Consider the following 20,201-nt stretch of genomic DNA (forward strand, 5'->3'; position numbering starts at 1 on the left):
CAACACGCCAGACACCCTGTCGACCGAACCAAGACGGGACGCACCTCAGGGGCGCGAGGAACTGCGCGACCAGCCCCCACGCACCCGCAGCCGAAAGAAGCGGGACCCACCCCAGGGGCGCGGGGAACTGCGCGACAAGCCCCCACTCACCCGCGGCCCACAACCCACCGCAGCTCCCCGCACCCCAAAAGACCTACGCGTCCAACGAAGTCATCACGTGCTTGATCCGCGTGTAGTCCTCGAACCCGTACCCCGACAGATCCTTGCCGTAGCCCGACTTCTTGAACCCGCCGTGCGGCATCTCCGCGACCAGCGGAATGTGCGTGTTGATCCACACGCACCCGAAGTCCAGCTTCTTCGACATCCGCATCGCACGGCCGTGGTCCTTGGTCCACACCGAGGACGCGAGGGCGTACTCGACCCCGTTGGCCCACGAGACGGCCTGCTCCTCGTCCGTGAAGGACTGGACCGTGATGACGGGCCCGAAGACCTCGTTCTGGATGATCTCGTCGTCCTGCTTGAGCCCGGACACGACGGTCGGGGCGTAGAAGTACCCCTTCTCACCGACCTGGTGACCGCCGGCCTCGACCTTGGCGTGCGCCGGCAGCCGCTCGATGAACCGGGAGACCTGCTTGAGCTGGTTGGGGTTGTTGAGGGGACCGAAGAGCACGTCCTCGTCGTCCGGCTGCCCGGTCTTCGTGTCGGCGGCGGCCTTGGCCAGCGCCGCGACGAACTCGTCGTGGATCGACGACTGCACCAGCACGCGCGTGGCCGCCGTGCAGTCCTGCCCGGCGTTGAAGAAACCGGCCACGGAGATGTCCTCGACGGCCTTGGCGATGTCGGTGTCCTCGAAGACGACGACCGGCGCCTTGCCGCCCAGCTCCAGGTGCACCCGCTTGAGGTCCTTGGCCGCGGTCTCGGCGACCGACATGCCGGCCCGCACCGACCCGGTGATGGACGCCATGGCCGGCGTCGGGTGCTCGACCATCAGCCGACCGGTCTCGCGGTCACCGGTGACGACGTTGAAGACGCCCTTCGGCAGGATCCCGCCGATGATCTCCGCGATCAGCACGGTCGACGCGGGGGTCGTGTCCGACGGCTTCAGCACCACCGTGTTGCCGGCCGCGATGGCCGGCGCGAACTTCCACACGGCCATCATCATCGGGTAGTTCCACGGCGCGACCTGCGCGCAGACACCCACCGGCTCACGCCGGACGATGGAGGTCAGGCCCTCCATGTACTCACCGGCCGAGCGGCCCTCCAGCATCCGCGCCGCACCGGCGAAGAAGCGGATCTGGTCGACCATCGGCGGGATCTCCTCGGACCGCGTGAGCCCGATCGGCTTGCCGGTGTTCTCCACCTCGGCCGCGATGAGTTCCTCGGCCCGCTCCTCGAACGCGTCCGCGATCTTCAGCAGGGCCTTCTGCCGCTCGGCGGGGGTCGCGTCGCGCCAGCCGGGGAAGGCGGCGGCAGCGGCGGCCATCGCCGCGTCCACGTCCGCCTGCCCGGACAGCGGCGCGGTCGCGTACGCCTCACCGGTCGCGGGGTTGACCACCTCGGTGGTCCGCCCGTCGGCGGCGTCCCGGAACTCACCGTCGATGTAGTTGCGCAGACGACGCAGCTCGGTGCTCACTGCCGACCTCCTGGGGGGTTGAAACTGTCCACTCACTGAGACACCCACCCTAATCGCCAGCCCCACGTTTTCAACACCCCCGATCCCGCCAAGGCTGCGAAATCCGCAGGTCTCAGTCACGTAAACAACGAATTTCATCGCCTCGACCTTGCGAAACCGACGAGACGTCGTGCACAGTGAGCTCGTGGCCAGTCGAAGCGCAGACCCCAGGGACTCCCGCGAGTCCAGGAGCGAGTCCAGGAACGGCAGCAGCCCGAACCTGGACGCCGTCTCCCTCGCCATCATCGAGCAGCTCCAGGAGGACGGCCGCCGTCCGTACGCCGCGATCGGCAAGGCCGTGGGCCTGTCCGAGGCGGCCGTGCGCCAGCGCGTCCAGAAGCTGCTCGACCAGGGCGTGATGCAGATCGTCGCCGTCACGGACCCGCTCACCGTGGGCTTCCGGCGCCAGGCGATGGTGGGCATCCACGTCGAGGGCGATGTCGAGTCCGTGGCCGACGCGCTGACCTCCATGTCCGAGTGCGAGTACGTCGTGATGACCGCCGGCTCCTTCGACCTGATGGTGGAGATCGTCTGCGAGGACGACGACCACCTGCTGGAGGTCATCAACCGCCGCATCCGGGCCATCCCCGGAGTGCGCTCCACCGAGAGCTTCGTCTATCTGAAGCTCAAGAAGCAGACCTACATGTGGGGAACCCGATAACCGTGAGGACCCGATAACCGTGAGCTCCAAGGACCTCAGCCGCACCGCGTACGACCACCTGTGGATGCACTTCACCCGCATGTCCTCGTACGAGAACTCCCCGGTCCCGACCATCGTCCGGGGCGAGGGCACCTACATCTACGACGACAAGGGCAGGCGCTACCTCGACGGTCTCGCGGGCCTGTTCGTGGTCCAGGCCGGCCACGGCCGCACGGAACTCGCCGAGACCGCGTTCAAGCAGGCGCAGGAGCTGGCGTTCTTCCCGGTGTGGTCCTACGCCCACCCGAAGGCCGTCGAACTCGCGGAGCGCCTCGCGCAGCACGCGCCCGGCGACCTGAACAAGGTCTTCTTCACCACCGGTGGCGGTGAGGCCGTCGAGACCGCCTGGAAGCTCGCCAAGCAGTACTTCAAGCTCACCGGCAAGCCGACCAAGTACAAGGTCATCTCCCGTGCGGTCGCCTACCACGGCACCCCGCAGGGCGCCCTGTCCATCACCGGTCTGCCGGCCCTGAAGGCCCCCTTCGAGCCGCTGGTCCCGGGCGCCCACAAGGTCCCGAACACCAACATCTACCGCGCCCCGATCCACGGCGACGACCCCGAGGCCTACGGCCGCTGGGCCGCCGACCAGATCGAGCAGCAGATCCTCTTCGAGGGCCCGGACACCGTCGCCGCCGTCTTCCTGGAGCCGGTGCAGAACGCGGGCGGCTGCTTCCCGCCCCCGCCCGGCTACTTCCAGCGGGTGCGCGAGATCTGCGACCAGTACGACGTGCTGCTCGTCTCCGACGAGGTCATCTGCGCCTTCGGCCGCCTCGGCACCATGTTCGCCTGCGACAAGTTCGACTACGTCCCGGACATGATCACCTGCGCCAAGGGCATGACCTCGGGCTACTCCCCGATCGGCGCCTGCATCATCTCCGACCGCCTGGCCGAGCCGTTCTACAAGGGCGACAACACCTTCCTGCACGGCTACACCTTCGGCGGCCACCCCGTGTCGGCCGCGGTGGGCCTCGCCAACCTCGACCTGTTCGAGCGCGAGAACCTCAACCAGCACGTCCTCGACAACGAGGGCGCCTTCCGCTCGACGCTGGAGAAGCTGCACGACCTGCCGATCGTCGGCGACGTCCGCGGCAACGGCTTCTTCTACGGCATCGAGCTCGTCAAGGACAAGGCGACGAAGGAGTCGTTCAACGACGAGGAGACCGAGCGCGTCCTGTACGGCTTCCTCTCCAAGGCCCTCTTCGACAACGGCCTGTACTGCCGTGCCGACGACCGCGGCGACCCGGTCGTCCAGCTCGCCCCGCCGCTGATCTCCAACCAGGAGACCTTCGACGAGATCGAGCAGATCCTGCGCGCGACCCTCACCGAGGCCTGGACCAAGCTGTAGTCCTCGACGCCCCCGGCGATTCAGCGGCTTATACGGCCCGGAGTGCACCCGTCCGAGTGACTGGCACGCACCCCGGGCCGTGTGCTGTACGGCGTCCCGCCCCCGCCTCCTTAGCGTGCCTGGTAACCGATCGGCCCTGCTTTCGTTCCCCCGCTCGGGGGATTGCAAGGCACAACGGACCAGAACGAGGTGTACGCCCATGGAGGCCCCGCCGGACAACGATGTGCTCTGGGCACGCTCCCTGCACTTCACCCACCGCGACGGCTCGCCCGCGCTCCAGGGCGTCTCCCTGGGCGTGCGCGAGGGCGAGATCCTCGCCGTCAGCGGGCCGCGCGGCAGCGGCAAGACCGCACTGCTCAGATGTCTGTCGGGGCTCACCCCGGCCCAGCGCGGCGAGGTCTGGTTCAACAGCGTGCCGGTGCACACCATGGGTCCGATGACCCGTGAGCGCCTGCGCCGCGACCGCTTCGGCTGGATCGACCCGGCCCCGGCGCTCGTCCCCGAGCTCAACGCCTGGGAGAACGCCGCCCTCCCCCTCATGCTGCGCGGCACCGGCCGCCGGCGTGCCCGCACGGCCGCCCTGGAGTGGCTGGAGCGCCTCGACATCGGCGACCGGACCCGCTGCCGCCCGCACGAGCTGACCCAGTCCGAACGCCAGCGGGTCTGCGTCGCCCGCGCCCTGGCCCCGGCCCCGTCGGTGCTGTTCGCGGACGAACCGACGGCCCCGCTGCACCGGGCGGACCGCGCGCACGTCCTGCGCACGCTCACCACGGCCGCCCGCTCCCACGGCATCACCGTGGTCCTGGCGACGCACGACCCCGACACCGCAGCCCTGGCGGACCGCACGGTCACCCTCCTGGACGGACGCCGGGTGAAGACCGTGCACCTGCCCCCGATGGCCGACTCGGAAGGCCGTACCGCGTGCTCGCTCTCCGTCTGACCCGGGGCGCCCGTCCCGCCGTGCACCTGCGCCGCCTTCTGGTGGCGCTCGCCTCGGCGGGCACGGGCTTCCTCCTCCTGTGCACCCTCGGCCACGCGATGAGCCACCCCGAGGACCCCTCGGGCTCCGTGCTGCGTCTGGCGTGGTGCCTGACCCCGCTGGCCGCGACCGTCCACTTCGCCCTGGCGGTCGCCCGGACCGACCCGGGCACCCGGCCCCGCCCCGGTCTCTCGGCGATCGGCCTCGGCCCGGGCCGCCTGATGGCCGTCACCGCCACCACGACGGCCCTGTCCTGCACCCTCGGCTCGATGCTGGCGCTGCTCTTCTTCCTGCATCTGCGGGGCGACCTCACCGGCATGCCCTTCGACGGGGCGGCCGCCGACTTCCTGGCGGCGGACGCCCCCCTGCCCCTGCCCGCCGCCCTGACCCTGCTGGGCCTGGTCCCGGTGATCGCGTCGGTGACGGTGGGACTCGTCCTGCGGCCACGGGACGACAGGCCGGCCCCGGCGAGGCGGGAGGCACGGTCGTACGGACGCTTCGGGGCGTACGGCAGGACGACGGCGAGGGAGCCCTTCGGGGCGTACGGCCGTCTCCGCGCGCGCCGGGCCGCGGGTGAGCCCGCCACCCGTGAGGCGGCTCCCACGGCCACCGGGGCGGGCGGGAACACCGCCGTGGCGGCACCCGCCGAGGACGACCGGACCGAGAATCCCGGCCCGGCGGTCCTGCCCCCGCCCCGGGAAGCGCCCAAGGGCCTGCCCTGGGGCATCGCGGTCCTCGCCGCGGGCCTGGCCGTGGAGGCGTACGCCAACCGGCAGGGCGGCACCCCCGACGCCCCTCTCCCCGGCGGTCTCGCGGGCACCCCCTCGGTCCTCGTCGGCTGGCTGCTCACCGCCGTGGGCCTGGCCGTCGCCGGCCCCGGGCTCACCCACCTGTGCGGCCGTCTCCTCCAGTCCACCCGGCCCGGCGCCCTCCGCCTGCTCGCCGGACGCGTCCTCATGGCCGAAGCCACCCGTATCGGCCGCCCCTTGGGCATCGTCTGCGCGGTGGCCTCCGGCGCCTACGCCATGACGACGCTGTACGACCCGACGGGCCCCGAGGTGGGGCCCCTCACCACGCTCGGCCTGCTCCTCGTGACGAGCTGCACGCTCGCCACCCTGCTCACCGCCGCCGTGGAGGCGAAGCAGGCGAGGTCGGACACCACGGCCGCGCTCGTCCGGCTCGGCGCCCCGGCGACGATGCTCCGCAGCGCGGCGGCCCTGCGCGCCGGCGCCCTGCTCGCCCTGTTCGGCCCGCTGACCCTGGTCGTCGCCGAGCTGGCGGCCCTGCCGCTGACCGGCTGAAGAAAAGTCCCGCGGCGGCGATGAGTTGTGCCGCCCCCACCCGTCTACCCCTGCGTACCGCACGCACCCGATGGGAGAGACTCCGATGACCGCGCCCGCCTACCAGCAGATGATCTTCATCAACCTGCCCGTGAACGACCTCGACGCCTCGAAGAAGTTCTACACGGAGCTCGGCTACCCGCTCAACGAACAGTTCAGCGACGACAAGGCCGCCTCCGTCGTGATCAGCGAGACGATCGTCGCGATGCTGCTCACGAAGCCCTTCTACGCGACCTTCACCAAGAAGGAGATCGCGGACGCGACCAAGACCAGCCAGGTGCTGCTCTGCCTGAGCGCCGAGAGCCGCGCGAAGGTGGACGAGCTGGTCGAGAGGGCCGTCGCCGCGGGCGGCACGGCCAACGACGACGTGCAGGACCAGGGCTTCATGTACGGCCGTTCCTTCAACGACCTGGACGGCCACGGCTGGGAGGTCGTCTGGATGGACCCGGCGGCGATCCAGGGCTGATCCCCGGGGCCGGGATCCGGCGTGCGAGCATGGGCGGGTGCAGACGAGCCCCGCCCACGCGGCACACCACGACGACCGTGAGATCGAGACGCTCGAGGAGTTCGACGCGGTCGTGCCGGCCCGCGGCACCCTGGCCGGTTTCCGCGTCCAGTCCGTCGATCTGACGGACCGGACAAGGGAGTTGCTGGCCACCGACACCGCCGGCGCCGTCTTCCTCGGCTGCCCGATGCGGGAGAGCGCGGCGGAGAAGCTCCGCACGGACGGCGCACTGGTCTTCCCGCCCGTCCCGCACCTGCCCTTCGACCCGTACCGCGGACTGCTCTACGCCCCGGACGAGTTGTTCGACGGGCTGGAGAAGGGCTACGAACAGACGCCCGACGCCCTCGCCTACGCCTGGTTCCAGCGGACCAAGGCCGACGGCGACATATACGCGTCGATGCTCCGCTCGATCCACGACGACGCCGTCTCCGACGCCCTGGACGAACTCCTGCGCGGCACCAGGGTCGTGGGGGTGATGGGCGGCCACGCGATGGCCCGCGGCACTAAGGAGTACGCCGGTGCCGCGCGCCTCGGCCGCGAACTGACCCGCGCCGGGCTCACCGTGGCCACCGGCGGCGGACCGGGCGCGATGGAGGCCGCCAACCTCGGCGCCTACGCGGCCCCCTTCGAGGACGACATGCTCGACGAGGCGTGCCGACTGCTCGCCCTGGCCCCGTCGTTCACGCCGTCGATCAGCGACTGGGCGCGGGCCGCCTTCGAGGTCCGCACCCGCTGGCCCCGGGGCGGGTGTTCCGTCGGCATCCCGACCTGGTTCTACGGCCACGAGCCGCCGAACGCCTTCGCCTCGCACATCGCCAAGTACTTCGCCAACGCCACCCGCGAGGACGGCCTGCTCGCCCGCTCCAACGCGGGTGTGGTGTTCCTGCCGGGCGCCGCCGGCACCGTGCAGGAGATCTTCGACAACGCGACGCCCAACTACTACGAGTCGCGCGGCGAACCGACTCCGATGGTGCTCGTGAACCGCGCGCACTGGACGGAGAGGCTGCCCACCTGGCCGCTGCTCCAGGCGCTCGCGCGGGAGCGGTCAATGGAGGCCCGAATCGCCCTTGTTGACCGGATCGAGGACGCTCCGGGGGCGCTGAAACGTCTCGCTGAGTAATAAGAAGGCAAAGCCAACGGTTGTAAGGCGCCTACACGTTGACACTTCTTATGCAGCGCTTATAGACCTGTGAGACTCCTGGGGATGGTGATGTCACATCACCACCTCGTCAACCCCCCGCATTTGCGCACCCCGTGAAGGATGAACGTGGCATTCACGCCCATATCCCGCCGCACCTCCCGCGCCGCGCGCTTCCTCGGCGTCGCCGCCGCCTCGACCGCGATCGCGCTCGGCGCCTCCGGCAACGCGTTTGCCTGCAACATCAATGAGTTCTCCGCCGAAGCCAAGTGCGACGGCGACAAGGGTGTCATCACCGTCACCGACGTGGACAGGGCCGGTGTCGAGGCCACTGTCTCCGTGTACCTGCAGAACAACGGCGCCGACGCCAAGAAGGTCGGCGAGCAGACGGTGAAGGGCTCGAAGAACGGCACCACCATCACCTTCGAGGAGGACTGGGCGCCCAACGCCGAGTACCGCATCCACGTCGAAGCCCTGCCGTACATCAAGGGCGAGGACATCAAGCCCAACCTGACCACCCCGGCGACCGCCTGCAAGACCGAGGACACGCCGACCCCGACGCCCACGCCCACCCCGTCGGACTCCGCCAGCACCCCGGCCGAGGAGTCCCCGACCCCGACCCCGTCGGCCTCCGAGAGCACCACCGCTCCGGCGCCCGCCGAGAGCAACGCCCCGTCGCCCGCGGCCGGCGACTCCAACCTCGCCGAGACCGGTGCGAACTCCAACACCGGCATGATCGCGGGCATCGCCATCGCCCTCGTCGCCCTCGGCGGCGGCGCGGTGTTCTTCGGCCTCCGCCGCCGCGGCGCCGGCAGCCGCTGACCCCGCACCCGAACACCGTCGTGGCCCGTCCCGGACTCCGGGGCGGGCCACGGCCGTTCCGTACGGGGTGCTCGGTGCAGGCCCGCCGTCAGCCCAGCACGACGATGTCGTCGGCGTCGAACTCCACCCCGACCACGTCGCCCACCCCCGGTGCCGTGCGCAGCGGGCACGCGGCCTCCAGGCGGGGGCCGTCGCCTTCCGTGGGGTGCAGGTGGACGGCGACGTGCGTGCCCTTGAAGGTGCGTGCGGTGACCGTGCAGCGCAGCCCCTCGTCGGCGGCCACGAGCCGTACGCCCGCGGGCCGCACCAGTACGCTCCGGGCCCCCTGGGCGGCTCCGGAGGGCACCGGCACCTTGCCCCACGCCGTGTCCGCCGTCTCGCCCGTCACCGTCCCCTCGACCACGTTCTCGAAGCCGAGGAAGCGGGCCACGAACTCGTCCGCCGGCCGCTGCCACACCTCCAGAGGCGTGCCGGACTGGGCGATCCGCCCGTCCCGCATCACCACGACCCGGTCGGCCAGCGCGAAGGCCTCCCCCTGGTCGTGGGTGACCGCGAGCACGGTGGTGCCCAACCGCCCGAACAGCTCCCGCAGTTCGACGACCAGCCGCTCCCGCAGCGACCGGTCCAACTGACCGAGCGGCTCGTCGAGCATCAGCAGCCGGGGCCGCGGGGCGAGCGCCCGGGCCAGCGCGACCCGCTGCTGCTCACCACCGGAGAGCGAGGCGACGGCCCGTCGAGGGGCGCCCGGAAGGCCGACGAGGTCGAGCAACTCCCGCACCCGCTCGTCCTGTTGCGTCCGTGAGACCCCGTGCATGCGCAGTCCGAAGGCCACGTTGGCGCCCACGTCCCGCTGCGGGAACAGTTGGTGGTCCTGGAACATCAGCCCGACCCCGCGCTTGTGCGCGGGCACCCCGCCCTGGTCACGCCCGTCGAGCAGCACCCGCCCGGCGTCCAGCGCCTGGAGCCCGGCCACGACCCGCAGCAGGGTCGACTTGCCGCTCCCGCTCGGTCCGAGCACGCACACGATCTCGTGCTCGGCGACATCGAGACCGACCCCGTCGAGCACGGCCCGCCCGCCGAACCGGACCGTCGCGTCCGCAAGGCTCAGCAGCATCAGAACTCCCCGGTCCGGTCGGTCCGCAGCCGTTCGAGGACCAGCAGCGCCACCGCGCACACCACCATCAGGATCGTCGAAAGGGCCATCGCCTGGCCGTAGTTGAGCTCCCCGGCCCGCCCGAGCAGGCGGGCCACGGCGACCGGCAGCGTCGGGTTGTCCGGCCGCGCGATGAACACGGTCGCGCCGAACTCGCCCAGCGACACGGCGAAGGCGAAGCCCGCCGCGACCAGCAGCGCCCGCCGCACCATCGGCAGGTCGACCTCCCGCCACACCCGCCACGGCGAGGCCCCGAGCACGGCCGCGGCCTCCCGCAGCCGGTGGTCCACGGCCCGCAGCACGGGCAGCATGGTGCGCACCACGAACGGCACCCCGACCAGCGCCTGCGCGAGCGGCACCAGGATCCAGGACTGCCTGAGGTCCAGCGGCGGCTCGTCGAGGGAGATCAGGAACCCGAACCCGACGGTCACCGCGGACACCCCGAGCGGCAGCATCAGCAGCGCGTCGAAGCCCCGTACGAACCGACCCGCGTCCCGCCGCGTCAACGCGGCCGCCGCGAGCCCCCCGACCAGCACCGCGATGCCGGTCGCGGCGAGGGCGTACTCCAGCGAGTTCCCGACCGCCTCGATCGGGGCGACGAGGAAGACCCCGCCGTCGCTGTGGGTCAGCGCCCGGTAGTAGCCGAACCCGGGGGCGTCGAGGGACCGCTGGACGAGTACCGCGAGCGGCATCACGAGGAGTACGGCCGCGCAGCCCACGACCCCGGCCAGCAGCCCCCACTCCCCCGCCCCCCGCGGCCGCCGGGCGGTGACGGACGCGTCCACGAGCCGCAGCGCGGTCTCCCGGCGCCGTACGGTCCACGCGTGCAGGGCGAGGACCGCGCCGACCGCGACGAACTGGACCAACGTCAGCACGGCGGCCGTGGACAGGTCGAAGATCTCGGAGGTCTGCCGGTAGATCTCCACTTCCAGGGTCGAGAAGGTCGGCCCGCCGAGGATCTGCACGACACCGAAGGAGGTGAAGGTGAACAGGAAGACCATCAGCGCGGCGGCGGCCACGGCGGGCGCGAGCGCGGGCAGGGTGACCGACCGCCAGGCCCTGAGCCGGGACGCGCCCAGCATCCGCGCGGCCTCCTCCTGACGCGGGTCCAGTTGGGCCCACAGGCCGCCCACGGTCCGTACGACGACCGCGTAGTTGAAGAAGACGTGCGCGAGCAGGATCGCCCACACCGTGGTGTCCAGCCGTACGCCCCACAGGTCGTCCGTGAGGCCGCCCCGTCCGACGAGTGCCAGGAAGGCCGTACCGACGACGACCGTCGGCAGCACGAAGGGGACGGTGACCACGGCCCGCAGGACCTGCTTGCCGGGGAAGTCGAAGCGCGCGAAGACGTACGCGCCGGGGAGCGCGATCAGGAGCGTGAGCGCCGTGGAGGCGAGCGCCTGCCAGGTGGTGAACCACAGCACGTGCCGGATGTCCGGCTGGGCGAGGACGTCGGTGATCCGGCCGACCTGCCAGGTCCCGCCGGCCTTGAGCCCCCGGGTGACGATCGCGGCGACCGGATAGGCGAAGAAGACGGCGAAGAACGCGACGGGCACGGCCACGAGCCCGAGCCGGACCGCCGCGTTCGTGAAGCCCCGGCGGGGCCTTACCTCAGTACGAGCGAGGTCCACGACTTGACCCAGTCGTCACGGTTGTCGGCGATCCTCGCCGGGTCCATGGTCTCGGGGTCCTTGGCCTGCGGACCGTACTGCGTGAACTCGGCGGGCACCTGGGCGCCCTCGACGACCGGGTACACGAACATGTTGAGCGGCATGTCCTGCTGGAACTCCTTGGTGAGCAGGAAGTCCAGGAACGCCTTGCCGCCCTCGCCGTTCTCGGCGTTGCTCAGCAGCCCGGCGTACTCGGTCTGCCGGAAGCAGGTGCCGTCGGCGACGCCGGTGGGCGCGGTCTTCGGCTTCGGGTCGGCGTAGATCACCTCGGCGGGCGGCGAGGAGGCGTACGAGACGACGAGCGGCCGGTCGGCCTTGGCCTTCCTGCCTCCGGCCGACCCGGAGAACTCCTCGTTGTAGGCCTGCTCCCAGCCGTCGACGACCTTCACGCCGTTGGCCTTGAGCTTCTTCCAGTAGTCCTGCCAGCCCCCGTCCCCGTACTTCGCGGCGCTCCCGAGCAGGAAGCCGAGGCCCGGCGAGGAGGTGGAGGCGTTCTCGGTGACGAGGAGGTTCCTGTAGGCGGGCTTGACCAGGTCGTCGTACGACGTCGGCGGCTGGAGCTTGTGCTCGGTGAACCAGGCCTTGTCGTAGTTGACGCAGATGTCGCCGGTGTCGACGGGCGTGACCCGGTGCTTGTCCTGGACGACCCGGTACTCGGCCTTGATCCGGTCGGCGCCCTTCGCCTCGTACGACTGGAAGAGCCCGTTGTCGAGCGCGCGGGAGAGCAGGGTGTTGTCGACGCCGAAGAAGACGTCGCCCTGCGGGTTGTCCTTGGTGAGGATGGCCTTGTTGACGGCCTGCCCGGCGTCGCCGTCCTCCAGGACCTTGACCTTGTAGCCGGACTTCTTCTCGAAGTCGGCGAGGACGTTCTTGGAGACGGCCCACGAGTCGTGGCTGACCAGGGTGACCGTCTTGGAGTCGGAGCCGCCGCTGTCGTCGGACGAGGATCCGCACGCGGACAGCGTGACCAGGCCGAGGCCGACGACGGCAGCGAAGAACTTCTTGTTGTTCACGGTGATGACCGAACTTCCTACCCAGAATGACCTGGGCGAGGTTCAGAGGGTCTGCGGCCCGATCGCCGCACTCTCAGCGCTGTCGCGCTCCCCTGTCGGATATGAAGATGTACGTACAGGCAAAGATTACCGCTCGGTGGCCGCGAGCTGACCACAGGCCCCGTCGATCTCCTGACCACGGGTGTCCCGGACCGTCACCGGCACACCATGGGCGGCGATGGCCTCGACGAACGCCTTCTCGTCCTCGGGGCGGGAGGCGGTCCACTTGGACCCGGGGGTCGGGTTCAGCGGGATGAGGTTGACGTGCACGGGCTTGCCCCTGAGGAGCCGCCCGAGCCGGTCACCGCGCCACGCCTGATCGTTGATGTCGCGGATGAGCGCGTACTCGATGCTGAGCCGCCGCCCGGACTTCTCGACGTACTCGAACCCGGCGTCGAGGACCTCGCGCACCTTCCACCGTGTGTTCACGGGGACAAGGGTGTCGCGCAGCTCGTCGTCGGGGGCGTGCAGGGAGATCGCCAGCCGGCACTTGAAGCCCTCGTCGGAGAACCGCTGGATGGCGGGGACGAGGCCGACGGTCGACACGGTGATGCCGCGCTGGGAGAGCCCGAGCCCGTCGGGGGCGGGGTCGGTGAGGGCGCGGATGGCTCCGACGACCCGCTTGTAGTTGGCGAGCGGCTCGCCCATGCCCATGAAGACGATGTTGGACAGCCGGGCCGGCCCGCCCGGAACCTCTCCGTCCCGCAGCGCCCGCATCCCGTCGACGATCTGGTGCACGATCTCGGCGGTGGACAGGTTGCGGTCGAGCCCGGCCTGCCCGGTGGCGCAGAACGGGCAGTTCATCCCGCATCCGGCCTGCGAGCTGATGCACATGGTCACCCGGTCCGGGTACCGCATGAGCACCGACTCCACGAGCGTCCCGTCGAACAGCCGCCACAGCGTCTTGCGCGTGGTCCCCTGGTCGGTCGACAGATGCCGTACGACGGTCATGAGCTCGGGAAGCAGCGCCTCCTGAAGCTTGCCGCGCGCGCCGGCCGGGATGTCCGTCCACTCCGCCGGGTCGTGCGCGTACCGCGCGAAGTAGTGCTGCGAGAGCTGCTTGGCGCGAAACGGCTTCTCCCCGATCCCGGCCACGACCTCCTTGCGCTCGGCAGGAGTGAGATCAGCGAGATGCCGCGGCGGCTTCTTGGCTCCGCGGGGGGCGACGAAAGTGAGTTCTCCGGGTGCAGGCATAACCCTTCCAGTGTGGCAGATCATCGCCGGGAGCCCAGGCCGGAGCGGGGTGGGGGTGGTCACCTGGGGGTGCGGACTGTCGCTTTGGTCGGCTTCGGACGCGTATCAGGGGCTGAGCAGTGCCTCGCACCACACGGCAGATCACCGCAGTAGCTGCGGTCTCCCTCCCAGCGCGCTCTCCCCATGCACCGCACCCCAACGACACGGCCCCCGCCCCGAGAGCAGGGCGAGGGCCTTGAAGCCGTACAGGCGGAGGGAGGTCAGCTCGAGCCCACGAACAGGACCAGGAGCAGCCATACCACCGGTGCCGTCGGCAGGAGGGAGTCCAGGCGGTCCATGATGCCGCCGTGGCCCGGCAGGAGGGTGCCCATGTCCTTGATGCCGAGGTCCCGCTTGATCATCGACTCGCCGAGGTCACCCAGCGTCGCGCTGGCCGCGACCGCCAGACCGAGCAGCAGACCCTGCCACCACGCGCCGTCGTCGATCAGGAACTCCATGCACAGCGCACCCGCGGCCATCGCGAAGGCCACCGCCCCGACCAGGCCCTCCCGGGTCTTGCCGGGGCTGATGCGCGGCGCGAGCTTGTGGGTGCCGAAGCGCCAGCCGACCGCGTACGCGCCGGTGTCGCTGACGACGGTCAGCAGCAGGAAGGTCAGGACGCGCGCGGCCCCGTCCTCGGCCGTCAGCATCATCGCGACGAACGTGGCCAGGAACGGGACGTAGAACGCGGCGAAGACGCCCGCCGTGACGTCCCTGAGGTAGCCCTCCGGCGGTTCCGTCATCCGCCAGACCAGGACCGCGAGTGCCGTGAGCGCCATGGCGACCCAGGCACCCTCCGCGCCCCGGACGTACCCCGAGACGACCATCGCGGCCCCGCCGAGCGCCAGCGGCACGAGCGGCGCCCTGATGCCCTTGCGCTCCTCCAGCCGCTTCGTCAGCTCCCACAGCCCGACCACGACGGCGACCGCTATCACGCCGACGAACGCGGCCTTGACGAAGAACAGCGACGCGATGATCACGACACCGAGTCCGACGCCGACCCCTATGGCCGCACCCAGGTCCCGCCCCGCGCTCTTCTTCTGCGGCGCGGGCGCCGGCTGCGAGGAGTCGGGCATGGGCTCCGGATTCTGCGTCTGCGGTGCCGCCGCGTAGGGCTGCGCCGATGCGGTGTGGTCACGGAACGCCCCGTGGTGGGACGCCTCGTCGCGGAACAAGGGACCGCTCAGCCGAGCGGCCCCCCGGTCGTCATCCTGGTCGTCGCCGTACCGGGGTTCGGCGGGTCCGTCGGGCACGATGGGCATGGGCCGAGTGTGCTGCGCGTCATGCGCGTCGTACGCGGGACCCGCCGGGGCAGCCCCCTGGACAGGCCCCTGGTCGGACGGCCCCCAGTACCCGGCGTGGGGCGGCGTCGCCCAGGAAGAGTCGTTCATCAGACCTCGAGAAGCTCCGCTTCCTTGTGCTTGAGGAGCTCGTCCACCTGAGCGACGTACTTGTGCGTCGCGTCGTCGAGCTCCTTCTCCGCACGGCGGCCCTCGTCCTCGCCGACCTCGCCGTCCTTGACGAGCTTGTCGATCGCGTCCTTGGCCTTGCGGCGGACCGCGCGGATGGACACGCGCGAGTCCTCTGCCTTGCCCCGGGCCACCTTGATGTAGTCGCGGCGGCGCTCCTCGGTGAGCTCGGGGAACACCACTCGGATGATGTTGCCGTCGTTGCTGGGGTTGACGCCCAGGTCGGAGTCGCGGATCGCCTGTTCGATGTTGCGCAGCGCGGACTTGTCGAACGGGGTCACCACGGCCATGCGCGGCTCCGGCACGGAGAACGAGGCCAACTGGTTGATCGGCGTCGGCGCGCCGTAGTAGTCGGCCACGATCTTGTTGAACATCGCCGGGTGCGCACGCCCGGTGCGGATCGCGGCGAAGTCCTCCTTGGCGACCACGACGGCCTTCTCCATCTTCTCCTCGGCCTCGAGGAGGGTCTCTTCGATCACCACTTGCTCCTGCGTGTCTTGAGTAGGCCCGGCTGCTGTTCCATGTGCGTGGGGGCGGCGGCCGGCTGCGTCGCGTCTTCTTCCTGCACGGTTCCCGACCGTCAGGACATTGTCCATCCCCCGGTCAGGGACCGGGCACATCCCCGGGTCAGTCCCGGCTGCCCTGCTCACCCACAAGCGTGCCGATCTTCTCACCCTTGACGGCTCGCGCGATATTTCCCTCCGCCAGGAGCTCGAACACCAGGATCGGGAGCTTGTTGTCGCGGCACAGCGTGACGGCCGTCGCGTCGGCGACCTTCAGGTCCCGGGTGATGACCTCGCCGTATCCGAGGGAGTCGAACTTGACCGCGTCGGGGTTGGTCTTCGGGTCGGAGTCGTAGACCCCGTCCACGCCGTTCTTGCCCATGAGCAGCGCCTCGGCGTCGATCTCCAGGGCGCGCTGGGCGGCGGTGGTGTCGGTGGAGAAGTACGGCATGCCCATACCGGCGCCGAAGATGACCACGCGGCCCTTCTCCAGGTGGCGCACGGCGCGCAGCGGGATGTACGGCTCGGCGACCTGGCCCATGGTGATGGCGGTCTGCACCCGGCTGTCGATGCCCTCCTTCTCCAGGAAGTCCTGGAGGGCGAGGCAGTTCATCACGGTGCCGAGCATGCCCATGTAGTCCGAGCGGGCGCGGTCCATGCCGCGCTGCTGGAGTTCGGCACCGCGGAAGAAGTTGCCGCCGCCGATGACGACGGCGATCTCGGCGCCGTCCCGGACGACGGCGGCGATCTCACGGGCGATCTTGTGCACCACATCGGGGTCCACACCCAGGCCCCCGCCACCGGCGAACGCCTCTCCGGACAGCTTCAGCAGAAACCGGCCGCGTACTTTGCCGTCGTCGCTCTTCTGGGCCTTGGTGGTCATGGGGATCCCGCCTCTTTCACCTGTTGCACATACGAAGAAGGCCACTGCCGATGGGAACTGGTTCGCATCCCATGCGCGGCAATGGCCTCCTCGTCAGATCTGCTGTCGTCCGCCACGCGCGTGCGTGGCGGCGTACCGGACGACTGCTGACGACCCTATCGGGCCCGCGCGTCGCTCGCGGTACGGACTCAGATGCCGACCTTGATACGCGTGAAGCGCTTCAGGGTGACACCGGCCTCGTCCAGGACCTTCTGGACGGACTTCTTGTTGTCGAGCGCGTACGGCTGACCGAGCAGCGTGGCGTCCTTGAAGAAGCCGTTGAGGCGACCCTCGACGATCTTCGGCAGGGCGGCCTCGGGCTTGCCCTCGGCGCGGGTGGTCTCCTCGGCGACGCGACGCTCGGACTCGACGACCTCGGCCGGCACGTCCTCCTTGGAGAGGTACTTCGGCGCGAAGGCGGCGATGTGCTGGGCAACACCGCGGGCGACCTCGGCGTTCGGCTTGTCCAGCTCGACGAGGACACCGATCTGCGGGGGCAGGTCGGGCATCGTGCGGTGCATGTACGCGGTCACGAAGCCGTCGGCGAACTGCGCGAAGCGGTCCAGGACGATCTTCTCGCCGAGGTTGGCGTTGGCCTCGTCCACGAACGCCTGGACGGTCTTGCCGGCCTCGATCTCGGAGGCGAGCAGGGCCTCCAGGTCGGCCGGGGAGGTCGCGGCGACGTGCTGCGCGATCTGGTTGGCCACGGCCTGGAACTTCTCGCCCTTGGCGACGAAGTCCGTCTCGCACTTCAGCTCGACCAGGACACCGGAGGAGTTGTCGTCGGCGATGATCGAGACCACGGCGCCGTTCTCGGCGGAGCGGCCCTCGCGCTTGGCGACGCCCTTCTGGCCCTTGATCCGGAGCGCCTCGACGGCCTTCTCGACGTCGCCCTCGGCCTCGTCCAGCGCCTTCTTGCAGTCCATCATGCCGGCGCCCGTGAGCTCACGGAGCTTCTTGACGTCGGCGGCGGTGTAGTTCGCCATGAGTCTGTGAATCTTTCTCGAAGTCGGGAGATCTGCCCGATCCACGATCCACAGGAAGATGTGGATCGCGAACCTATGGGTGAACGGCGGGAGCGAACCGGATGTCGGCCGCTCCCGCCGTCAACGCTGACTGATCAGGCCTGCTCGGCCTCGGCGGCGGGAGCCTCGGCAGCGGCCTCGGCCGGAGCCTCGGCGGCCGGAGCCTCAGCAGCAGCCGGAGCCTCAGCAGCCGGGGCCTCAGCGGCGGGCGCCTCGGCAGCAGCCTCGGCGGGAGCCTCCTCGGCCTTCTTCTCGCCGCCCTCGAGCAGGTCGCGCTCCCACTCGGCGAGCGGCTCGCCCGCGGCCTTCTCGCCCTTGTCACCGGTGGCGACGCGCGAGCGGCTGATGAGGCCCTCGGCGACGGCGTCGGCGATCACACGGGTGAGCAGGGTGACGGAGCGGATCGCGTCGTCGTTGCCCGGGATCTTGTAGTCGACCTCGTCGGGGTCGCAGTTGGTGTCGAGGATGGCGACGACCGGGATGTTAAGCTTCCGGGCCTCGCCGACCGCGATGTGCTCCTTCTTGGTGTCCACGATCCAGACGGCGCTGGGCACCTTCTGCATCTCGCGGATACCACCGAGGGTCTTCTCGAGCTTGGCCTTCTCACGCGAGAGGACCAGGAGCTCCTTCTTGGTCAGACCCGAGGCGGCGACGTCCTCGAAGTCGATCTGCTCGAGCTCCTTGAGGCGCTGCAGACGCTTGTAGACGGTCGAGAAGTTGGTGAGCATGCCGCCCAGCCAGCGCTGGTTGACGTAGGGCATGCCGACGCGGGTGGCCTGCTCGGCGATGGCCTCCTGCGCCTGCTTCTTCGTGCCGACGAACATGACCGTGCCGCCGTGGGCGACGGTCTCCTTGACGAACTCGTAGGCGCGGTCGATGTACGACAGCGACTGGAGCAGGTCGATGATGTAGATGCCGTTGCGCTCCGTGAAGATGAAGCGCTTCATCTTCGGGTTCCAACGACGGGTCTGGTGACCGAAGTGGACGCCGCTTTCCAGCAGCTCCCGCATCGTGACGACGGCCATGGCCGTTCTCCTTGGTTTTCTCGGTTGTACCGCGGGAACCGGAGGGCTCCCGCGCCTGACGCCCGCGACGCGCCTTGCCGCAAAGGACCGAGAGGCGCTGACACCGACCGCGTGACGGCCTGATGTCGGGGCGTGCGAAGTCGACCCGGTGACCCGGATCGCCAGAAGAAGTGTACGGGACCGGCGGGGCACCGGGTGACGCCGCTGTCCACAACCCGGGAGTACTCCACAGGGCCCGGCCGTTCCGTGTCCGGTTGCGGCACGGTTCGGGGATGCGAGCGAAACGATGTGCGGGTCCGGTGCTGGGGTTGCTGCTGCTGGTCCTGGCGGTGCTGCCGCCGCGTCCGCCGACCCCGGCGACCCCGCTGGAGCCGGCGGGCACGGACGCCTCGGTGCCGGTGGTGGGGCGTACCTGGCCGGTGGGCGCCCGCCCCGCGGTTTTGCGCGGCTGGGAGCCCCCGGCGACGGTGTACGCCCGCGGCCACCGGGGCGTGGACCTGGCGGCACCCGCCGGCACCCCGGTAAGGGCGGTGGCGGCGGGCCGGGTGTCCTTCGCGGGTCGGGTGGCGGGCAAGGGAGTGGTCTCCGTGGAACTGACGGGCACAGGCCTTCGAACAACCTACGAGCCGGTGACGGCGTCGGTGAAGAAGGGCGACGAGGTGGAGGCGGGTGAGGTGGTAGCAACGGTGGACCCGACGGGTTCCCACTGCTCGACGACGTGCGTCCACTGGGGCCTGCTGAGAGGCGAGACCTACCTGGACCCGCTGTCGCTGCTGCCGCCGTGGCTCCTGCGCAGGGGCCCTTCCAGGCTGCTGCCGGTACTGGGGGTGCCCTTGCCGGCCTGAGCTCCGGGCTCTCGGCGAGACGGCTCGGCGGCAGGCACCTCAGGGGCGCGGGGAACTGCGCGACCAGCCACGACGGACGCGCACCCGGCAGACTCCCTCAGCGCCCCGTCTCCCTCAGCCCGTCTCCCTCAGCGCCCCGTCTCCCTCAGCCCCGCACGCCCCGCAGCGCCATCGAGACCGCGGCCTCGGTGATCACGCCCGGCTCCTCCGCGGCTCCCAGCTCGATCCGCCGCACCGCCGCGTCCACAACCCCCTGCACCAGCATCGCCGCCAGCCGGGGCTGCTCGTGCCCCATCTCGGCGAGCGCCTCGACGATCATCGCGACCAGCCCGCCGTGCGCCGCCCGGATCTTCTCCCGAGCCCCCGCGTCCAGCTCGCTCGCGGAGATGGCGACGACGGCCCGGTGCCGCCGGTCCCCCACCAGCGCGAGCTGCTGCCGCACATACGCCTCGACCTTCGCCTCCGCACTCCCCGCCGCGGCCATCGCCGCCGACACCTCCGCGGCCCACACCGGGAAGTCGACCGCGCACAGCTCCTCGACCACGGCGGCCCGCGAGCGGAAGTACTCGTACACGGACGACCGCGCGAGTCCCGTCCGCTCGGCGAGAGCCGGGAAGGTCAGCGCCTCCGTCCCGCCCTCGGACAGCAGAGAGCGAGCCGCGTCCAGCAGGGCGGCTCGCTGCATCGACCGGTGCTCGGCCACGGAGGCCGCTCGAATCCTTGGCACGTCAACCACTGTACGGACGGACCACTGCCGACGGGAGTCACTCCCTCCGACCGACCCCGGCCGGAAAGCTGTCCGG

Annotated in this window: 19 protein-coding genes; 8 read left to right on the forward strand and 11 right to left on the reverse strand. The window is 70.5% G+C overall.

What is annotated here, in order from left to right; genetic code table 11:
• Positions 1-193: 193 nt before the first annotated feature.
• Entirely contained in the window at positions 194-1,633 is a 1,440-nt protein-coding gene (locus ACZ66S_RS33585) for a gamma-aminobutyraldehyde dehydrogenase (protein ID WP_469905346.1), read from the reverse strand.
• A 169-nt stretch (positions 1,634-1,802) separates the two neighbouring features.
• Between ACZ66S_RS33585 and ACZ66S_RS33590 the strand changes: the two genes are divergently transcribed.
• The 7 genes from ACZ66S_RS33590 to ACZ66S_RS33620 all read left to right on the forward strand — a co-directional run bounded on the left by ACZ66S_RS33590 (position 1,803) and on the right by ACZ66S_RS33620 (position 8,501).
• Positions 1,803-2,333 carry an Lrp/AsnC family transcriptional regulator gene (locus ACZ66S_RS33590; protein ID WP_123991894.1) on the forward strand — a complete coding sequence of 177 codons (531 nt, stop codon included), beginning with the start codon at positions 1,803-1,805 and terminating at the stop codon, positions 2,331-2,333.
• 19 nt (positions 2,334-2,352) lie between these two features.
• The gene (locus ACZ66S_RS33595) at positions 2,353-3,717 is read left to right on the forward strand and encodes an aspartate aminotransferase family protein (protein ID WP_469905347.1); all 1,365 of its coding nucleotides are present in this window, start codon (positions 2,353-2,355) and stop codon (positions 3,715-3,717) included.
• A gap of 199 nt (positions 3,718-3,916) precedes the next feature.
• On the forward strand, positions 3,917-4,657 hold the full coding sequence (locus ACZ66S_RS33600; RefSeq protein ID WP_469905348.1) for an ABC transporter ATP-binding protein: 741 nt from the start codon (positions 3,917-3,919) through the stop codon (positions 4,655-4,657).
• Positions 4,639-5,997, forward strand: coding sequence for a hypothetical protein (locus ACZ66S_RS33605; protein WP_469905349.1), 1,359 nt, complete (start codon positions 4,639-4,641; stop codon positions 5,995-5,997). The genes ACZ66S_RS33600 and ACZ66S_RS33605 overlap by 19 nt, the downstream gene beginning before the upstream one ends.
• A gap of 85 nt (positions 5,998-6,082) precedes the next feature.
• Positions 6,083-6,502, forward strand: coding sequence for a VOC family protein (locus tag ACZ66S_RS33610; RefSeq protein ID WP_469905350.1), 420 nt, complete (start codon positions 6,083-6,085; stop codon positions 6,500-6,502).
• Between the two features lie 37 nt (positions 6,503-6,539).
• Positions 6,540-7,661 carry an LOG family protein gene (locus ACZ66S_RS33615; RefSeq protein ID WP_469905351.1) on the forward strand — a complete coding sequence of 374 codons (1,122 nt, stop codon included), beginning with the start codon at positions 6,540-6,542 and terminating at the stop codon, positions 7,659-7,661.
• Positions 7,662-7,802: 141 nt separating this feature from the next.
• Positions 7,803-8,501: an LAETG motif-containing sortase-dependent surface protein gene (locus ACZ66S_RS33620; protein ID WP_469905352.1), complete on the forward strand. Its 699-nt coding sequence runs from the start codon at positions 7,803-7,805 to the stop codon at positions 8,499-8,501.
• An 88-nt stretch (positions 8,502-8,589) separates the two neighbouring features.
• Here ACZ66S_RS33620 and ACZ66S_RS33625 read toward each other — a convergent pair whose 3' ends face one another.
• The 9 genes from ACZ66S_RS33625 to rpsB form a co-directional block, all read right to left on the reverse strand.
• The gene (locus ACZ66S_RS33625; protein ID WP_469905353.1) at positions 8,590-9,615 is read right to left on the reverse strand and encodes an ABC transporter ATP-binding protein; all 1,026 of its coding nucleotides are present in this window, start codon (positions 9,613-9,615) and stop codon (positions 8,590-8,592) included.
• Entirely contained in the window at positions 9,615-11,216 is a 1,602-nt protein-coding gene (locus ACZ66S_RS33630) for an ABC transporter permease (protein ID WP_469905354.1), read from the reverse strand. The genes ACZ66S_RS33625 and ACZ66S_RS33630 overlap by 1 nt, the downstream gene beginning before the upstream one ends.
• A 44-nt stretch (positions 11,217-11,260) precedes the next feature.
• On the reverse strand, positions 11,261-12,337 hold the full coding sequence (locus ACZ66S_RS33635; RefSeq protein ID WP_469905355.1) for a thiamine ABC transporter substrate-binding protein: 1,077 nt from the start codon (positions 12,335-12,337) through the stop codon (positions 11,261-11,263).
• Between the two features lie 126 nt (positions 12,338-12,463).
• Entirely contained in the window at positions 12,464-13,570 is a 1,107-nt protein-coding gene (gene rlmN / locus ACZ66S_RS33640) for a dual-specificity RNA methyltransferase RlmN (protein ID WP_469905356.1), read from the reverse strand.
• A gap of 260 nt (positions 13,571-13,830) precedes the next feature.
• The gene (locus ACZ66S_RS33645; protein ID WP_469905357.1) at positions 13,831-15,000 is read right to left on the reverse strand and encodes a phosphatidate cytidylyltransferase; all 1,170 of its coding nucleotides are present in this window, start codon (positions 14,998-15,000) and stop codon (positions 13,831-13,833) included.
• Positions 15,000-15,557: a ribosome recycling factor gene (gene frr, locus ACZ66S_RS33650; protein WP_469905358.1), complete on the reverse strand. Its 558-nt coding sequence runs from the start codon at positions 15,555-15,557 to the stop codon at positions 15,000-15,002. Before frr ends, ACZ66S_RS33645 begins: the two co-directional genes overlap by 1 nt.
• 148 nt (positions 15,558-15,705) lie before the next feature.
• Positions 15,706-16,464 carry a UMP kinase gene (gene pyrH / locus ACZ66S_RS33655; protein ID WP_020120963.1) on the reverse strand — a complete coding sequence of 253 codons (759 nt, stop codon included), beginning with the start codon at positions 16,462-16,464 and terminating at the stop codon, positions 15,706-15,708.
• A 188-nt stretch (positions 16,465-16,652) separates the two neighbouring features.
• On the reverse strand, positions 16,653-17,489 hold the full coding sequence (gene tsf, locus ACZ66S_RS33660; RefSeq protein WP_123991877.1) for a translation elongation factor Ts: 837 nt from the start codon (positions 17,487-17,489) through the stop codon (positions 16,653-16,655).
• Positions 17,490-17,623: 134 nt separating this feature from the next.
• Positions 17,624-18,553, reverse strand: coding sequence for a 30S ribosomal protein S2 (rpsB, locus tag ACZ66S_RS33665; RefSeq protein ID WP_469905359.1), 930 nt, complete (start codon positions 18,551-18,553; stop codon positions 17,624-17,626).
• Between the two features lie 272 nt (positions 18,554-18,825).
• On the opposite strand from rpsB, the gene ACZ66S_RS33670 reads away from it, so the two are divergent.
• Positions 18,826-19,398: a M23 family metallopeptidase gene (locus tag ACZ66S_RS33670; protein WP_469905360.1), complete on the forward strand. Its 573-nt coding sequence runs from the start codon at positions 18,826-18,828 to the stop codon at positions 19,396-19,398.
• Between the two features lie 145 nt (positions 19,399-19,543).
• Here the strand turns inward: ACZ66S_RS33670 and ACZ66S_RS33675 are convergent, their stop codons facing one another.
• Entirely contained in the window at positions 19,544-20,101 is a 558-nt protein-coding gene (locus ACZ66S_RS33675) for a TetR/AcrR family transcriptional regulator (RefSeq protein ID WP_469905434.1), read from the reverse strand.
• Between the last annotated feature and the right edge of the window lie 100 nt (positions 20,102-20,201).

This window comes from Streptomyces sp. NPDC107471 (assembly GCF_055582845.1).